Origin of the sequence: Microbacterium sp. BK668 (genome assembly GCF_004362195.1) — a bacterium.
GTDB lineage: Bacteria > Actinomycetota > Actinomycetes > Actinomycetales > Microbacteriaceae > Microbacterium.
This window is the reverse complement of the sequence record NZ_SNWG01000001.1, coordinates 2521447-2537233: the sequence shown is the minus strand read 5'-3', so window position 1 is coordinate 2537233 and position 15787 is coordinate 2521447. Positions and strand designations below refer to the sequence as shown.

The window sequence follows — 15787 nt, the reverse complement described above, 5'->3', positions numbered from 1 at the left end:
AAGAAGCCCCGCCGCCCGCGTGAGCAGGGCGACGGGGCTGGTCCGGCGAAGGCTACTTGGTCAGCGCCGCGGGAGTCCTCTTGCGGGTGGTCAGCACCTGGTCGACGAGGCCGTAGGCGACGGCCTCCTCGGCCGACAGGATCTTGTCGCGATCGATGTCCTTGTTGACCTCGTCCTTGGACTTGTTCGAATGCCTCGCGAGCGTCTCTTCGAGCCATGTCCGCATGCGGAGGATCTCGGCCGCCTGGATCTCGATGTCCGACGCCTGGCCGTGACCGGCTTCGCCCATCGCGGGCTGGTGGATCAGGATCCGGGCGTTCGGCAGAGCGAGGCGCTTGCCGGGGGCGCCGGCGGCGAGGAGCACCGCCGCCGCCGAGGCGGCCTGACCCAGCACGACGGTCTGGATCTGCGGCGACACGTACTGCATGGTGTCGTAGATCGCCGTCATCGCCGTGAACGAGCCGCCGGGCGAGTTGATGTACATGATGATGTCGCGGTCGGGGTCCTGGCTCTCGAGCACGAGGAGCTGGGCCATGACGTCATCGGCCGAAGCATCGTCGACCTGCACGCCGAGGAAGATGACGCGGTCTTCGAACAGCTTGTTGTAGGGATCCTGGCGCTTGTAGCCGTAGGCCGTGCGCTCCTCGAACTGCGGCAGGACGTAGCGGCTGTTCGGAACCTGCAGACCCTGCGGGACGGGGAATCCTGGAGAGGGGGTGATCATTGACGTTTTCTCTCTCTTTCGCCGCAGTCTCAGGCCGCGGTCCCGCCGCCGCCGATGACGTCGGCTGCGGATTCGCGGATGTGGTCGACGAAGCCGTACTCGAGGGCCTCCTGCGCCGTGAACCAGCGGTCGCGGTCGCCGTCGGCGTTGATCTGCTCGACGGACTTCCCGGTCTGGGCCGCCGTGATCTCGGCGAGGCGCTTCTTCATGTCGAGGATGAGCTGAGCCTGCGTCTGGATGTCGCTTGCGGTGCCGCCGAACCCGCCATGCGGCTGGTGCAGCAGGACGCGCGCGTTCGGCGTGATGTACCGCTTGCCCTTCGTGCCGGCGGTGAGCAGCAGCTGGCCCATCGAGGCGGCCATGCCGATGCCGACGGTGACGATGTCGTTCGGTACGAACTGCATCGTGTCGTAGATCGCCATGCCCGCGGTGATCGAGCCGCCGGGCGAGTTGACGTAGAGGTAGATGTCCTTCTCGGAGTCCTCTGCGGCGAGGAGGAGGATCTTCGCGCAGATCTCGTTGGCGTTCTCGTCGCGCACCTCCGAGCCCAGCCAGATGATGCGGTCCTTCAGCAGCCTGTCGAAGACGCTCGTCGCGACAAGGGGTTCGGCCATGTTCACTCCTGTTTCGGGTGGTCGTGCCAACGAATCTACCGGCGGCTCCACGGCGACCCGGCCGTGTTCGCCCTGGGCAGAGAAGGGGCGCGCCTGCGAAAGAAGAGGGGGTGGATGCCGCGGCATCCACCCCCTCGAACGCATGCGCGCCCTACTTCTTCTTGGCCGCCTTCTTCACGGGCTTCGCGGGCTTCGCGTCGGCCTCTTCGGCCTCGATGATGGCGTCGGCCTCGGCCGCGGCATCCACGATCTCCTCCGCCTCCTCGACGACCTCCTCCTCGGCGTCGGTCTCGTCATCGAGGGCGACGAAGCCGGTCAGGTCGACCGGGGCACCGTTGGAGTCGACGACCGACACCTTGCCGAGAGCGATCGCGAGGGCCTTGTTCCGGGCCACCTCGCCGACGATGGCGGGCAGCTGGTTGTTCTGCTGCAGCGCGTCGACGAACTCCTGCGGGGCCATCCCGTACTGCGCGGCGGACTGCACGAGGTACTGCGTGAGCTCCTCCTGCGAGACCTGGACCTGAAGCTTCTCGGCGATCGCGTCGAGCAGCATCTGCGTGCGGAACTGCTTCTCGCTCGCCTCGGTCACCTCGGCGCGGTGCACGTCGTCCTCCAGGCGACCCTCGCCCTCGAGGTGGTTGTGCACCTCGTCCTCGACCAGCTGCGCGGGAACCGGGATGTCGACCTGCTCGAGGAGCTGCTCGACGAGCTTGTCGCGGGCCGCGGAGCCCTGCGTGAACACGGACTGCTGCCCGACGCGCTCCTTGAGGCTGTCGCGCAGCTCGGCGATGGTGTCGAACTCGCTCGCGATCTGGGCGAAGTCGTCGTCGGCCTCGGGGAGCTCGCGTTCCTTGACGGCGTTGACGGTGACCGAGACCTCGGCCTCTTCGCCGGCGTGGTCGCCGCCGATGAGCTTGGAGCGGAAGGTCGTGTCCTCACCGGCGGTGAGCGAGTCGATGGCCTCGTCGATGCCCTCGAGCAGCTCGCCCGAGCCGACCTCGTACGACACGCCCTCGGCGCGGTCGATCTCCTCGCCGTCGATCGTCGCGACGAGGTCGAGCTCGACGAAGTCGCCGGTCGCGGCGGGGCGGTCTACCGTCACGAGCGTGCCGAAGCGGCCGCGCAGGCGGTCCAGCTCCTCGTCGATCGCGGCCTCGTCGACCTCCGTCGCGTCGACGGTGATCGTCGTGCCCTCGAACTCGGGGAGATCGAACTCGGGACGGACGTCGACCTCGACCTCGACCTGGAGGTCCCCGGAGAAGTCCTTCTCGTTCGGCCACTCGGTGACCTCGGCGCTCGGACGGCCGAGGACGCGGAGCTCCTGAGCCTGCACGGCCTCACGGTAGAAGCTGTCGAGGCCCTCGCTGACGGCGTGCTCGAGCACCGCCGTGCGGCCGATGCGCTGGTCGATGATCGGAGCCGGCACCTTGCCCTTCCTGAAGCCGGGGATCTGCACGTCCTGAGCGATGTGCTCGTAGGCGTGGGTGATGCTCGGCTTGAGCTCGTCCGGGGTGACCGTGATGTGCAGCTTGACCCGCGTGGGGCTGAGCTTCTCGACGGTGCTGTTGACCATGCCTGTTCGTTCTCCTTGTGTGAACCGCGCACATGCGCGGCAGCTGAAGGTCCGGGTCTCTGAGATGAGGAGGCCGTGACGTCGGGGCGACAGGATTTGAACCTGCGGCCTCCCGCTCCCAAAGCGGGCGCTCTACCAAGCTGAGCTACGCCCCGGGCGGGTGCGCACGCGCGCGTACGCCGATTCGGCCCCGAGAAGTCTAGCCGACGTGGGAGGGGGTCACCTGTGCGGGGCGATTCCGGGGTCCCCGGTGTTGACAGTGCTCCGCGCGGAGTGGGACGTTCCCCTCGACGGATCCGAAGGGGTGGACGGGATGGCTGGAACGGGTACGGCTCCGAACTATCAGCACCGGCGGCGGATGCACCCGCGCCGGCCGCAGACGACGCTGGCGGAGCGCTGGACGCTCGTCGACGGCATCGACGTCTTCTACCGGGAGTCGGTCAATACGCCGGATGCGCCGGTGATGATGCACGTGCACGGTTTCGGACTGTCGGGGCGCTACCTTCTGCCGACGGCCGAACGGCTCTCGGACGAGTTCCACACGCTCGTGCCCGACCTCCCCGGGTTCGGCCGCAGCGGCAAGGCCCCGGGGCAGCTCGATGTGCCCGATCTCGCCCGGGCGGCTGCGCGATTCCTCGATGACCGGGGCATCGAGAAGGCGACGCTCGTGGGCAATTCGATGGGATGCCCCGTCATCTGCGAGTTCGCGTACCACTACCCCGAGCGGCTCGAGCGGGCGGTTCTCGTGTCGCCGGCGGGCGGGGTGCACAATCAGCCCCTCAGCCGCGCGGTCGGCCAGCTCGCAAAGGACGGCGGCCGCGAGCCGCGGAAGATGGTCGGCGTCGCGACACCGGACTATCTGAGGTTCGGCGTGCCGAGCACCTTCAAGATGTTCAAGGCGCTCACTCAGTACCCCTCGCTGCAGCGGCTGCTCGGCATGCACGTGCCGACGCTCGTCGTGCTCGGCGAGCGCGATCCCCTCCTGCCGAACGCCGCCCGCATCCAGGAGGTCGCGCGGCAGACCGACAATCACGTCCTCGTCGTCGAGATGGCGAGCGCGGCGCACGCGATCAACTTCAGCCACCCTGAGGAGCTCGCGCACGTCATCCGCCTCTTCATGGAGGACAAGCCCATCCGCGATCACGCGGAGGGGCACAGGCACACGCGCATCGTCGAGGTGCACCGGGGTGCGCTGCATCCCGAGCCGAAAGCCGAGTGAGAGGGACGCGTCGCAGGGAAGCGTCACGGCATGGAGGGGATGACGGGAATCGAACCCGCACCATCAGTTTGGAAGACTGAGGCTCTACCATTGAGCTACATCCCCGGAGCGCGCGAAAGCGCACTCGACGAGTGTATTACACGCCGGCAGCCGACTCTGCCGCCCGTCAGTTCACGTCGGTCTTGAACATCGCCTTCAGCTCCCGCTTCACCGCGTGACGGATCGCGGTCGAACTGGGGCGGCGTGAGCGAATCAGCTGAGCCGTCAGGACGACCGCTGCGAGGAGTGTCATCGCGATCGGCAGCAGGACGCCGAGGGCGATGCCCCACATCTGGGAAGCCGCTTCGCTCCACAGGACCGCGAGGAAGACGAAGACCACCGCGGCGACGAAGGCGACGACGCTGACGGCTATCGTGGCGGCCGTCGTCCCGCGCTTGGTGACGGTGGTGCTGGCGCGAAGAGACATCGGCGCCCCCTAACTGCACTGCAGATCCGCGAGGGGAACCGTCACCGTAAGTCGGGCGTACGCGGTTGCGGAAGGGGTTGCGCGATCGCGCCCTATGCGCTTGCGGATGCTTCCAGCACGGCGACGAACGACTCGGGCAGAACGACGTTGCCGGGAGCCCCGCGGAAGAAGCCGGCGACCTGCTCCGGCGTGTATCCCGCGATGCCGCAGCCCACCTCCGTCACGAGGAAGCGGAGATCAGTGTTCGCCGCGGCGAACGCGACGAACCGGCCGGCCTGCTCCTCGAAGACGGCGCGCCCGGACATCGTGTCGATGCCGTACGACCGGCCCTGAAGCCCCTCCGCCTGGCCCCACACCGCGCCGAAGCGGTCGTAGGCGAAGCGCGCCGCTCCCCCGCCGTGCGCGCCCGCGGCGTTCGAGCCGAAGACGAAGACCTCACCCGGGCCCAGCGAGTCGATGCGCATGTCAGCGCTCCACCGGCGCGGCGCCGGCATGTGCGGAGAGGTGCGCGCGGTAGGTGTCGGCGTTGCGAAGGATGGCTGCGCGCTCCTCGTGGGTGAGCTCTCGGCGCACCTTGGCGGGTACGCCGGCCACGAGCGACCCCGGCGGGATGACGGCACCCTCCAGCACGACCGCGCCGCCGGCGACGAGGCATCCGTCTCCGATCACCGCCCCGGAGAGGACGACGCTTCCCATCCCGATCAGCGACCCGTCGCCGATGGTGCAGCCGTGGACGACAGCGTTGTGCCCGACCGACACGTTCTCGCCGATGACCGTGGGATGCCCCGCATCGACGTGGACGGAGACGTTGTCCTGCAGGTTGCTCCCGGCCCCGATGCGGATGGCGTCGCTGTCGCCGCGGAGGACGGCGTTGTACCAGACGCTCGCGCCGTCAGCCAGGGTCACCGCGCCGATCACGCGCGCTCCGGAAGCGACGAATGCCGAGGGGGCGATCGACGGGGTCTTGCCGGGGAGCGAGAGGACGGAGGCATCGTCGGCGATCGTCATGTGCCGACCCTACGCGAGCGCGATGCGCAGGTGAGCGCAGGCTTGGCTTCCTTGCGGAATGCATCCGGCTGAGTAGCGTTGCACCCGACGACGACATCCCGTCGAGACGGAGGCGTGCGATATGACCGACATCCAGACCACCCCGGCGACCGCTGCGGATCCCGAGGCCGCAGCCGGCTCTGCCCAGTTCCTTACCCCGGTCGCGCTCGGACTCCAGGCCCTCGCCGTCAACGGCAAGCAGGCGCACTGGAACGTCCGCGGTGCGAACTTCATCGCGATCCACGAGCTTCTCGACACCATCGTCGAGCACGCGCAGGACGCCGCCGATCAGGCTGCGGAGCGGATCGTCGCACTGGGTCTTCCCATCGACGCGCGGCTCGCCACCATCGCGGAGAAGACGCGGCCGACCACGCTCGCCGCCGGCTTCTCGCAGTGGGAGGACACGATCCGTGCCGTGATCTCCGACATGGACGTCGTGATCGCCGACGTGCAGGCGGCGATCGACGGGCTGGACGAGGTGGACCTCACCAGCCAGGACATCGCGATCGGCATCAAGGCGAGCATCGAGAAGGACCGCTGGTTCCTTTTCGCGCACCTCGCCGGCTGAGCGCCGACGCGCCGCACGGAGCCCCGGAGAGATCCGGGGCTTCGTCGTCTCCGGCGCGGCCGCGGCTCAGCCATCCGCTCCCCGACCCGGGACGCGCCGATGCTGGATCAGGCCCGGTGCGTGATCCGGCCGCCGAGCAGCGTGGCGACGACGCGCATCGAGCGGAGCGCCCCTTCGTCGCCGGCCAGGGGATCGGCCGCGCAGAGCGCGAGGTCGGCGGGCGCGCCCGGTGCCACGAGAGCGGGCGCGGCCGAGCCGGCGTGGGTCGACGCCGCGAGGGCGGTTACCGCGTCGAGGGCCTGCTCGGGCTGCCACGGCTCGCGCCCGTCTCGCGTGCGGAAGACCGCCGACGCCAGCGAGGCCCACGGGTCGAGAGGAGTCACCGGCGCGTCGGACCCGAGGAGGAGGTTCGCGCCGGAGGCGGCCAGCGCCGCGAGCGGGTAGGGCTGCGCCGTCTGCCCCGCCCAGATCGTGTCGGTGAGGTCGCGGTCGTCGATCGCATGCTCGGGCTGGACGCTCGCGCTCACGCCGAGTCGCGCGAAGCGCGGGATGTCGGCGTGCGCCACGAGCTGCGCATGCTCGATCGTGCCCGTCGCCTGAGTGAAGGCGTAGGCGTCGAGGGCGTGCGAGTTCGCCACGTCGCCGATCGCGTGGATGGCGCACGAGAGTCCGCCCGCCGTCGCCGCGGTCATGAGCTCGACAAGACTCTCGCGAGAGACGGTCAGCACCCCGTGATTGTGCGGGTCGCCCGGGTAGGGCTGGGAGCAGGCGGCCGTGCGGGTGCCGAGCGACCCGTCGGTGATCACCTTGAGCGGGCCTACACGAGCCAGATCGGATGCCGCGCCGCGGGCGACATCGCCGGTGCGAAGGCCCTCCGCGAGGGCCCGGGACAGGTGGTCCGGATAGATGCCGAACTCGACGCGCAGCGCGTCGAAGCCGTCGAGCGTGCGGCGGGCCCACGCATCCTCGTTCCAGGCCATGTCGAGATCGACGAGGCCCACCACGCCGCGGGCCGCGGCATCCGCCGCCATCCGGCGGATGACCCGATCGCCGGTCGCGGGGTCGACCGCGTTGAGCCGCCGGGAGATCTCGAACGCCGGCTCTTCGCGGAGGACGCCGGAATCATCGGCCTCGAATCCCTCGCGACGCAGCGCCGCCGAGTTCAGCCAGACACTGTGGACGTCCGCGTTGATGAGATAGGCGGGGGTCTCTCCCGTCGCGGCGTCGAGGAGGGCGAGCGTGGGCCGGTCCGGCCAGAAGGCATCGCGGAAGCCCGCCCCGACTCGGCGGCCGTCGACGATCGGGGCCGCCGCGATCAGCGTCGCGGCGTGGGTCGCGGAGACGGCCTGTCCAAGGGACGCCCGCTGCGACTCCAGCGCCCACTGCATCGTGTGCACGTGGTGATCCCACAGGCCGGGGATCAGCCAGCCTCCTTCGCCGTCGAGCACGGGACCGCGGGCCCGGAGGGCGCCCCGCGGTGCGATGTCGGAGATGAGCCCTCCCTCGAGGAAGACGTCGAAGGGGCCGTCGACCGGGAGCAGCTCGCTGCCGGGCCCCACGATGCGGACGTCCGTGATGGTGGCGATCGACTCGCCGAGTCCCGTCACCGGGCGCCCCGGCGCGCGTCGTGTGCGCGGCGCATCTCCGCCGCGAGGGCGGGGTTCGCGAAGGCGCCGTCGCCGCTCAACTCGGCGATGATCGTCTCGACGACCTCCGGCGTCCGGTTCTGGCTCAGCTTGCGCTTGGCCACGACCCGGGTGGGCGTGAGCCGGAACCCCACCGTGCCCTTCTCGAGCCGCTCCACGTAGGCCGGGTCGTTCGGGGGCTCCCAGAGCAGGCGCGGCTGCGGCATCCGTCCCTCGAAGCGGGCGACGAGACGGTCGAGCACGCGCAGATTCTCGTCGGGAGTGAGGATCTCGGGGACTCCGGAGAGATGCGCCGACACGAAGTTCCACGTCGGCACGCCGGCGGCGTCCCCGTACCAGCCGGGAGAGATGTACCCGTGCGGACCTTGGACGACGACCAGGAGCTCGCGAGCCCCGAGTCCGTGGATCAGGTCGTCCGGCTTGCCGACGTGGCCCACGATCGTGAGGTCGTCGCGCTCCTCGTCGAGAAGCACGGCGTAGTGCGACGCGACGAGCCCGTCGTCGGTCGCGCTCACGAGCGTCATCCAGGGGTTGCCCTCGATGAGACGACGCAGCTCACCGACGTCGGTCATCGCGAAGCTCGGGTTCTGTCGCATGGATCCAGATTAGGAGCCGGATGCCTCGCCGCAGCGCGGCTCGCGACCTCCGGTCGCAGGGATCAGGCTTGGCAGTAGGGGCACCAGTAGAGCTTGCGGGCGGCCATCTCCTCGACGAGGATCGCCGTCCCGCACGTGCGACACGGCAGGCCCTGTCGCCGGTACACCCAGTGCCGGTCGTCGCGGCTGGCCATCGCGGCACGCCAGCGATCGGGATCGAGCCCGTCCATCGTCATCATCTGGCCGGTCTCGACGCCGATGGCGAGCAGGTTCACCCAGTCCCGCCAGATCGCGCGCACGAGCTCCTCCGGCACCTCGCGGCCAGGGGTGTGCGGATTGAGACGGGCACGGTAGAGGAGTTCCGCGCGGTAGACGTTGCCGATCCCGCTCACGACGGACTGGTCCATGAGGAGCAGCCCGATCGCCGTCGGCTTGCGACGGACGACAGCCGTGAAGCGCTCCTCCCCTTCCCCCACGTCGTCCACGAGCGGGTCCGGTCCGAGCTTGGCGATCGTCGCCACGACCTCATCGGGCGTCTGGATCTGGCACGCCGTCGGGCCGCGCAGGTCGGCGCACGTCACGTCGGTCAGCAGGCGCAGGCGGACCTGCCCCACGACCGGCGGCGGCCACTGGCCGTCCTCCTCGGGAAGGCCGGTCGTCTGCTCGGACATGCGCACGTGCACGCGCGCCCGACGCGGGGCCCCGATCGAGGTCAGCGAGTTCTCGCCGGCGCTGTCGAGGACGGGCTCATCCGCCTCCAGGGCCGTCCCGCGCTGGTTCGTCTGCCCCATCCGCCCGTTCGCCGAGGCGATCGTGGCATCCACGAGGACCTCGCCGGCGAAATCCCACGCGCCGTACATCCCGAGGTGCACGCGCAGCCACGCGTCGCCCTCGAAGCCGAGGAACATCTGCTTGCCGACCGCCTGCACCCGCTCGGCGACGCGGCCGTCGAGCACCGCGGCCCCCTCGGCGAACCGGCCCTGCGGGCTCGACGCGCGCACAGCGCGCCCGACGATGTTGCGGTCGAACTGGCGCGCGATGCGGTGGACGGAATGGCCCTCGGGCATCAGCCTGCTTCGGGGTCCATCGCGTCGGACGACTCGCCGCCGGTCGGCGCGTGCAGCGCGCCGCCGCGCGGGGTACGGGGGTCGGACACGAGGCTGCCGTCCCTCTCGAAGTCGGCGATCTGGCGGATGCGGCGGATGTGGCGCTCCTCGTTCGAGAACGGGGTCGAGATGAAGCGGTCGATGAAGGTCGTCGCCTCGCCGAACGTGTGCTGACGCGCGCCGATCGCGATCACGTTGGCGTCATTGTGCTCGCGGGCGAGCTCAGCGGTCGCGATGCTCCAGACGAGGGCGGCCCGGATGCCCTCGACCTTGTTCGCCGCGATCTGCTCGCCGTTGCCCGAGCCGCCGAAGACGATGCCGAGCGTCTCGATGCCTGCGGCCTGGTCGCGCACGACCGCCTGAGCGGCGCGGATGCAGAAGGCCGGGTAATCGTCGAGCGGCTCGTAGTCGAGGGGACCGTGATCCACGACCTCGTGTCCCTGCTCGGCGAGATGATGCTGCAGCTGCGTGGAGAACTCGAGGCCGGCGTGATCGGTCGCGATGTGGATGCGCATGGGCCAATCCTAGGGACGCGGAGGGGTGAGGGATCCTGCGCCGGTCAGGGCGCGACGCCCGCCGCGGCGGGCTTGAACCCGGCGCGGATGTTCTCGCAGCACCCGGGCCGGCAGACGTCGAACCACGGGCCGAGGGTCGTCTCGTGAGGCCGGTCCGCGGTGGGCGTTCCCTGGACGCGCTCGAGCACGAGGTCGATGAGTCCCGACACGAACGCGGGGTCGATGCCGGGCGTCGGTGTGCGGACCGCCTGGATCCCCGCCTCCTGCGCGGCCTCCATCGCCTCCGTGTCGAGGTCCCACAGCACTTCCATGTGGTCGCTCACGAAGCCGAGGGGCACGATCGCGATCGCCTCGACGCCCGCTGCGGGGAGGGCCTCGATGACATCGTTGATGTCGGGCTCGAGCCACGGCTGCGAGGGCGGGCCGGAGCGCGACTGGTAGACGAGCTCCCACCCGATCCGCGCCGCCACCGGCTCCTCGGCGGCGAGGTCGGCCATGATGCGCTCCGCGACGGCGAGGTGCTGGGTCGCGTACGCGCCGCCCTCTCCCCAGTCGACGTCGCGTGGCCCGGAGCGCCGCGCGTCGTCCATCGGCACGCTGTGGGTCGAGAAGAGCACGCGGATCGCCTCGGGCGCGATGCCCTGGGAGAGGTATCCCTTCACGGCGTCGCGGACGCCCTCCGCGAAGGGCGTCACGAATCCCGGGTGGTCGAAGAACTGGCGGACCTTGTCGATCGTGACCGTGCCGGCGAGCTCCGTGTCGGTCAGGACGCGCGCGAAGTCCTCGCGGTACTGGCGGCAGCTCGAGAACGAGCTGTAGGCGCTGGTCGCGATCGCGATCAGCTTCGTGTGACCGGATGCCGCGGCATCCGTCACCGCCTCATCCAGGTACGGGGCCCAGTTGCGGTTTCCCCAGTACACGGGGAGGTCGATGGACCGGCGTGCGAGCTCATCCTCGAGCGCCGCCTTGAGGGCGCGGTTCTGGTCGTTGATGGGGCTCACGCCGCCGAAGTGACGGTAATGGTGGGCCACCTCCTCGAGGCGCTCGTCGGGGATGCCGCGCCCGCGCGTGACGTTGCGGAGGAAGGGGATGACGTCGTCCTGCCCCTCGGGACCGCCGAAGCTCGCGAGGAGGATCGCGTCGTAGGCGACGGGCACGTCGACGTGCGGGGCGCCGGAGGACGCCTCGGGCGAGGCGAAGAGGACCACTCCCTGTTCGCGCGTGCTGTCCGGATGCTGATTCTCGTGCGGTTCGACCACGCGACCATCCTTCCATCGGCACAGGCGCGCAGGGCGCACTTGACTCGGGGTCGAGAGACCCGCATCGATGTCCACGGAACCGCCCGCGACCGCGGTGCCGCGACGCGCGCTGGCATAGGCTGGGACGGTTGTCGCCGGAGCCAGCAGCATCCGTGCGAGGCGTCCCATCCCCCATCACAAACGGGAGCAGAGCGAAGTGCCTGGAGAGAACCTCACCCGCGTCGAAGCGCAGGAGCGCCGCGCGATCATCGACCCCTCGGGGTCCGGGATCTCATACGAGATCAGCCTGAACCTGACACAGGGCGAGGAGGTCTTCGGGTCCCGCACCGTCGTGCGCTTCCCTGCCACCGCCGGCACCTCGACCTTCATCGACCTGATCGCGCGCGAGGTGCGCGAGATCACGCTGAACGGCCGGTCGATCGACCCGGCGACGGCATTCGCCGACTCGCGGATCGCCCTCGACGGTCTCGAGGCCGATAACGAGCTCGTCGTCGACGCCGACGCGCTCTACACGAACACCGGCGAGGGCCTGCACCGCTTCGTCGACCCGGTGGACGGCGAGGTCTACCTGTACTCGCAGTTCGAGGTGCCCGACTCCCGCCGGGTGTTCGCGGTGTTCGAGCAGCCTGACCTCAAGGCCACCTTCCGGTTCACGGTGACGGCCCCCGAGCCGTGGAAGGTCGTGTCGAACTCGCCGACGCCGGAGCCGAAGAAGCACGGCGACGGGTCGGCCACATGGTCGTTCGCGCCCACGCCGAAGATCTCGTCGTACATCACGGCCCTCATCGCGGGCCCCTACGAGGTCACGACCTCGGAGCTCACGAGCGCGTCTGGCCGCGTCATCCCGCTCGGGGTCTACGCGCGCAAGAGCCTCTGGCCGTACATGGACGCCGACTACGTCTTCGAGACGACGCGCAAGGGCTTCGCGTACTTCGAGGAGAAGTTCGACTACGCCTACCCGTTCGAGAAGTACGACCAGCTCTTCGTGCCGGAGTTCAACGCCGGCGCGATGGAGAACGCCGGCGCGGTGACCTTCACCGAGACGTACGTCTTCCGCAGCAAGGTGACGGATGCCGTCAAGGAGCGTCGCGTCGTCACGATCCTCCATGAGCTCGCCCACATGTGGTTCGGCGATCTCGTGACCATGAAGTGGTGGAACGACCTCTGGCTCAACGAGTCGTTCGCCGAGTGGGCGTCGACGATCGCGACCGCCGAGGCGACGGAGTGGACCGGGGCGTGGACGACCTTCAACGCGATGGAGAAGACCTGGGCGTACCGCCAGGACCAGCTTCCCTCGACGCACCCCGTCGTCGCGCAGATCAACGACCTGGAAGACGTCCAGGTGAACTTCGACGGCATCACCTACGCCAAGGGCGGCTCGGTGCTCAAGCAGCTCGCCGCCTGGGTGGGCGTCGAGGCGTTCTTCGCCGGCGTCGCGGCGTACTTCAAGAAGCACGCGTTCTCGAACACGGAGCTCTCCGACCTCCTCGCCGAGCTCGAGACGACGAGCGGCCGGGAGCTCGGCACCTGGTCGAAGAAGTGGCTCGAGACCGCGGGAGTCAACACCCTCTCGCCCGAGATCGCGACCGACGTCGACGGGCGGATCACGCGGTTCGCGATCGTCCAGACCGCGCCGGCCGACTACCCGACGATCCGCCCGCACCGCCTCGGCATCGGCTTCTACAGCCTCCGGGGCGGCGCCCTCGTCCGGGTGCACCGCGTGGAGCTCGACGTCGACGGCGACCTCACCGAGGTGCCTCAGCTCAAGGGCATCGAGCGCCCCGACCTCGTGCTGCTCAACGACGACGACCTGGCCTACGCCAAGATCCGCCTCGACGAGCGCTCGCTCGCAACGGCCATCGAGCACCTCGCGAAGATCAGCGACCCGCTCGCGCGCTCGCTCGTGTGGGGCGCCGCGTGGGACCAGACACGGGATGCCGAGGCCTCCGCGAGCGACTACATCGACCTCGTGCTGCGCAACATCGGGGCCGAGAGCGAGTCCACCACGGTCCGCACGACCCTCGCTCAGCTGCAGCTCGCCGCGAACTTCTACGTCGCCCCGGAGAAGCGGGCGACGACCCGCGAGAAGGTCGCGAACGCGCTCTGGGAGCTCGCCCAGGCGGCCGAGCAGGGCAGCGACGGCCAGCTCCAGCTCGTCACGGCGTTCGCAAGCGCCGCCTCGACGCCCTTGCAGTGGGAGAAGGTCCGGCAGGTGCGCGACGGCGAGATCGCGTTCGAGGGTCTCGCGATCGACACCGACCTCTCGTGGCAGCTCCTCGTCTCGCTCGCGGCGGGCGGCGTCGTGACCGAGGCGGACATCGATGCGGCCCTCGCCGCCGACAACACCGCGAAGGGCGGGGAGTTCGCCGCGCAGGCGAAGGCCGCGCTGCCGGACGCCGAGGCGAAGAAGGCGGCGTGGTCATCGCTCATCGACAGCGACGACCTGCCGAACACCATCGTCCGGGCGGCGGCCGCCGGATTCACGCACCCCGCGAGCGTCGATCAGCTCGGCGCCTTCGTCGAGCCGTACTTCGACATGCTGCTGCCGATCTGGGAGTCGCGGACCTACCAGATCGCCCAGTACCTCATCGTCGGGCTCTACCCCGCGGCCCTCGCGAACGTCGAGCTGCGCAACGCGACGCGCGCATGGCTCGCCGCCAACGGCCAGGCGGCGCCGGCGCTCCGCCGGCTCGTGCAGGAGAACCTGGCCGGCACCGAGCGCGCCCTCGCCGTGCAGGAGCGCGACGCACGCTGATCGATGACGGATGCCTCGTCCCGCGCAGGGACGAGGCATCCATCATCTTCACACCGGCACTCAGGGGGCGCTGAGGCGGCTCGAAATACGATGGGTCGAATGCGGATCACGGGCGCGGAAGGCAGCAGCAGCACGGTGGACTGGGCGGAGATCGGCGCGAGCGTGGGCAACTTCCTCATGGGGGCTGCCTGGACGGCGCTGTCGATCCTCGGCATCATCCTGGGCGCCATGATCCTGGCGTGGATCATGCGCCGACTGATCGACCGCGTCGTCGAGCGGATCGTCCGCGGAGCCAAGTCGAAGGCCAATGTCGACGACACCCAGGCCCTCGACCGCTCCCCCATCGCCCAGGTCAGGCTCGTGCAGCGCACGCGGACCCTCGGATCGATCCTCTCGAACATCGTCAACGTGACGATCGTCATCGTCGCGATCATCCTCGTCATCTACCGGATCAACAGCGAGGTGCTGGGGTCTTTCGCGCTCCTGACCGCCGCGATCGGCGCCGGTCTCGGCTTCGGCGCGCAGAACATCGTCAAGGACGTCCTCAACGGCATCTTCATCGTCGCGGAGGACCAGATCGGCATCGGCGACGTCGTCGACCTCGGTCTCGCGACGGGGATCGTGGAGTACGTCAGCGTCCGGATCACGCATGTCCGGGACGTCAACGGCACACTCTGGTACGTCCGCAACGGCGAGATCACCCGCATCGGCAACATGTCGATGGGCTGGTCCCGCGTCATCGTCGATCTCGCCGTGCCCGTCGACGCCGACATAGACGAGGTCGAGGACGCGCTGCTGGATGCCGCGAAGGCGCTGCGCAACGAGCCCAAGTGGCGGAGCCGGATCCTGGAGACGCCCGAGGTCTGGGGCCTGGAGTCCGTCTCGGGCGATGCTCTCGTCATCCGCCTTGTCATGAAGACCCGCCCGAACACCAAGGACGACGTCGCGCGCGAGCTGCGTGTCCGCCTCAAGCGCGCGGTCGACGAGCTGGGACTGACTCTTCCGCAGCTCACCTCGATCACCCTGACGGGGCCGGACGCGGCGCAGAGCGTCCGCGGTGCGAATCCGCCGCGCACCAAGCCGACGCCGGTGACGAAGGTTCCCGAGAACCCCGTGTGGAAGCCCAAGAAGCAGCGCAGCAAGCGCCACGCCGAGACCGGCGATCGCCCGGACGGAGAGCCGACACCATGACCGATCCGCGCGCCGATGCTCAGGGGACGGATGCCGCGCCCCTCTCGTTCTACGACGAGATCGGCGGCCACGAGACCTTCGTCCGCCTCGTCGAGACGTTCTACCGCGGCGTCGCCGAAGACGACGTCCTGAAGCCGATGTACCCGGAGCAGGACCTGGGACCCGCGCAAGTCCGTCTGACGATGTTCCTGGAGCAGTACTGGGGCGGTCCCACGACGTACAGCGAGCAGCGCGGCCATCCCCGGCTGCGGATGCGGCACGCCCCCTTCCATGTGAACCCGGACGCCCGCGATCGCTGGCTCGCCCACATGCGCGCCGCAGTCGACGAGCTCGCACTGTCGCCGCTGCATGAGGCGACTCTGTGGGACTATCTCCAACGAGCCGCGCACGCGATGGTCAACACGTTCGAGCCCAGCGGAATCGGACCAGCGGCGGGTGGGCGAGCCGCAACGTCTCTCCCTCTTACCTCGCCGCGGCCCGACAGCACGGCCTGAGCTTCCGACACGAC

16 protein-coding genes and 2 tRNA genes are annotated in these 15787 nt (G+C 69.6%); 5 read left to right on the top strand and 13 right to left on the bottom strand.

Annotation, left to right across the window (positions count from 1 at the left end; all coding sequences use genetic code 11):
- Positions 1–52: 52 nt before the first annotated feature.
- The 4 genes from EV279_RS11340 to EV279_RS11325 form a co-directional block, all read right to left on the bottom strand.
- Positions 53–724, bottom strand: coding sequence for an ATP-dependent Clp protease proteolytic subunit (locus EV279_RS11340; protein WP_133543548.1), 672 nt, complete (start codon positions 722–724; stop codon positions 53–55).
- 29 nt (positions 725–753) lie between these two features.
- Positions 754–1338 (bottom strand): ATP-dependent Clp protease proteolytic subunit, encoded by a 585-nt coding sequence (locus EV279_RS11335; protein WP_133543546.1) that lies wholly within the window; start codon positions 1336–1338, stop codon positions 754–756.
- Between the two features lie 151 nt (positions 1339–1489).
- Positions 1490–2911, bottom strand: coding sequence for a trigger factor (tig, locus tag EV279_RS11330; RefSeq protein WP_133543544.1), 1422 nt, complete (start codon positions 2909–2911; stop codon positions 1490–1492).
- Between the two features lie 81 nt (positions 2912–2992).
- A tRNA-Pro gene (locus EV279_RS11325) sits at positions 2993–3066 on the bottom strand.
- Positions 3067–3224: 158 nt separating this feature from the next.
- Here EV279_RS11325 and EV279_RS11320 point away from each other — a divergent pair.
- Positions 3225–4130 carry an alpha/beta hydrolase gene (locus EV279_RS11320; protein WP_133543542.1) on the top strand — a complete coding sequence of 302 codons (906 nt, stop codon included), beginning with the start codon at positions 3225–3227 and terminating at the stop codon, positions 4128–4130.
- A 31-nt stretch (positions 4131–4161) separates the two neighbouring features.
- On the opposite strand, the gene EV279_RS11315 is transcribed toward EV279_RS11320, so the two are convergent.
- The 4 genes from EV279_RS11315 to EV279_RS11300 all read right to left on the bottom strand — a co-directional run bounded on the left by EV279_RS11315 (position 4162) and on the right by EV279_RS11300 (position 5604).
- Positions 4162–4235: transfer RNA gene (locus EV279_RS11315), tRNA-Gly, on the bottom strand.
- 61 nt (positions 4236–4296) lie between these two features.
- Positions 4297–4596 (bottom strand): hypothetical protein, encoded by a 300-nt coding sequence (locus EV279_RS11310; protein ID WP_133543540.1) that lies wholly within the window; start codon positions 4594–4596, stop codon positions 4297–4299.
- 92 nt (positions 4597–4688) lie between these two features.
- Positions 4689–5060, bottom strand: a complete 372-nt coding sequence (locus EV279_RS11305; protein ID WP_133543538.1) for a hypothetical protein — start codon at positions 5058–5060, stop codon at positions 4689–4691.
- Between the two features lies 1 nt (position 5061).
- A complete protein-coding gene (locus tag EV279_RS11300; protein WP_133543536.1) occupies positions 5062–5604 on the bottom strand; it encodes a gamma carbonic anhydrase family protein in 543 nt (180 codons plus the stop codon).
- A 121-nt stretch (positions 5605–5725) separates the two neighbouring features.
- Here EV279_RS11300 and EV279_RS11295 point away from each other — a divergent pair, with 121 nt between their 5' ends.
- Positions 5726–6211 carry a DNA starvation/stationary phase protection protein gene (locus tag EV279_RS11295; RefSeq protein ID WP_133543534.1) on the top strand — a complete coding sequence of 162 codons (486 nt, stop codon included), beginning with the start codon at positions 5726–5728 and terminating at the stop codon, positions 6209–6211.
- Positions 6212–6318: 107 nt separating this feature from the next.
- Here the strand turns inward: EV279_RS11295 and EV279_RS11290 are convergent, their stop codons facing one another.
- From EV279_RS11290 to EV279_RS11270, 5 genes are all read right to left on the bottom strand, one after another.
- Complete coding sequence (locus EV279_RS11290) at positions 6319–7770, bottom strand: amidohydrolase family protein (RefSeq protein WP_243728619.1); 1452 nt, start codon at positions 7768–7770, stop codon at positions 6319–6321.
- Between the two features lie 44 nt (positions 7771–7814).
- A complete protein-coding gene (locus tag EV279_RS11285) occupies positions 7815–8453 on the bottom strand; it encodes an FMN-binding negative transcriptional regulator (RefSeq protein WP_133543530.1) in 639 nt (212 codons plus the stop codon).
- Between the two features lie 62 nt (positions 8454–8515).
- Positions 8516–9520: a DNA glycosylase gene (locus tag EV279_RS11280; RefSeq protein ID WP_133543528.1), complete on the bottom strand. Its 1005-nt coding sequence runs from the start codon at positions 9518–9520 to the stop codon at positions 8516–8518.
- Positions 9520–10074, bottom strand: coding sequence for a ribose-5-phosphate isomerase (locus tag EV279_RS11275; RefSeq protein ID WP_133543526.1), 555 nt, complete (start codon positions 10072–10074; stop codon positions 9520–9522). The genes EV279_RS11280 and EV279_RS11275 overlap by 1 nt, the downstream gene beginning before the upstream one ends.
- Before the next feature lie 44 nt (positions 10075–10118).
- Positions 10119–11333 (bottom strand): ferrochelatase, encoded by a 1215-nt coding sequence (locus EV279_RS11270; RefSeq protein WP_243728539.1) that lies wholly within the window; start codon positions 11331–11333, stop codon positions 10119–10121.
- A gap of 196 nt (positions 11334–11529) precedes the next feature.
- Here EV279_RS11270 and pepN point away from each other — a divergent pair, with 196 nt between their 5' ends.
- The 3 genes from pepN (at position 11530) to EV279_RS11255 (ending at position 15773) form a co-directional block, all read left to right on the top strand.
- On the top strand, positions 11530–14088 hold the full coding sequence (gene pepN, locus EV279_RS11265) for an aminopeptidase N (RefSeq protein WP_133543524.1): 2559 nt from the start codon (positions 11530–11532) through the stop codon (positions 14086–14088).
- A 177-nt stretch (positions 14089–14265) separates the two neighbouring features.
- A complete protein-coding gene (locus tag EV279_RS11260; RefSeq protein WP_243728618.1) occupies positions 14266–15279 on the top strand; it encodes a mechanosensitive ion channel domain-containing protein in 1014 nt (337 codons plus the stop codon).
- Entirely contained in the window at positions 15276–15773 is a 498-nt protein-coding gene (locus tag EV279_RS11255) for a globin (protein ID WP_133543520.1), read from the top strand. The genes EV279_RS11260 and EV279_RS11255 overlap by 4 nt, the downstream gene beginning before the upstream one ends.
- Positions 15774–15787 lie beyond the last annotated feature (14 nt).